General features: G+C 61.8%; 1 protein-coding gene. It reads right to left on the bottom strand.

The annotated features are described in order from the left end of the window. Positions 1 to 173: 173 nt before the first annotated feature. Positions 174 to 620, bottom strand: a 447-nt coding sequence (locus NZK81_RS21430) for a glutathione binding-like protein (RefSeq protein ID WP_260047985.1), incomplete at its 5' end; no start/stop codon positions are given.

A 620-nucleotide genomic window follows, 5' to 3' on the forward strand; every position in this document is an offset into this window, starting at 1 on the left:
CCATGGTAGCCATCAGATCCTTTCCCGCCTCGATGATTTTGCATTCGGCTGGACCTAGACGCCGAATCGCCGTCTCTGTCGCCAACTGCCTCATTCATTGCACTATTTGAAACGCATTTGCAAATGAAGAACGATGTGGGCGACGGCAATCGCCGCCGCCCCGCGCTCTTCGATCAGATGATACCTTCGGCCTGCAAGGCCGCCCCAACCGCAGGCCGCTGCGCAATCCGACCGCAATAGGCGCCCAGTGCGGGATACGCGCTCATGTCGATCCCGACATGGGCAGGCCAGCCCAGCATCACGAACAGATAGATGTCGGCCACGCTAAAATCGGCGCCCACATAGTGCTCTTTGCCCGCGAGATCCTTATCGAGCGCGGCCAAGTGATGCTTGACTGCGGTCGTAGCGGCTGCCTTGGCTTCATCGCTGGTGCCGGGCGTAAACAGGGGCACGAAGGCCTTGTGGAACTCCGAACCCAGGAAGCTCAGCCGGCTGAGCAGGCGGTACCGGTCCATGGTGCCGTCGCGCGGCGCCAGGCCGGCTTCCGGCTTCTGGTCGGCGATGTAAAGCAGGATCGCGGGATTTTCGGTCAGGGTTTCGCCGCTGTCGAGGGTCAGCGC

The sequence above is a fragment of the Novosphingobium mangrovisedimenti genome, assembly GCF_025153475.1.
Lineage (GTDB): Bacteria > Pseudomonadota > Alphaproteobacteria > Sphingomonadales > Sphingomonadaceae > Novosphingobium > Novosphingobium mangrovi_A.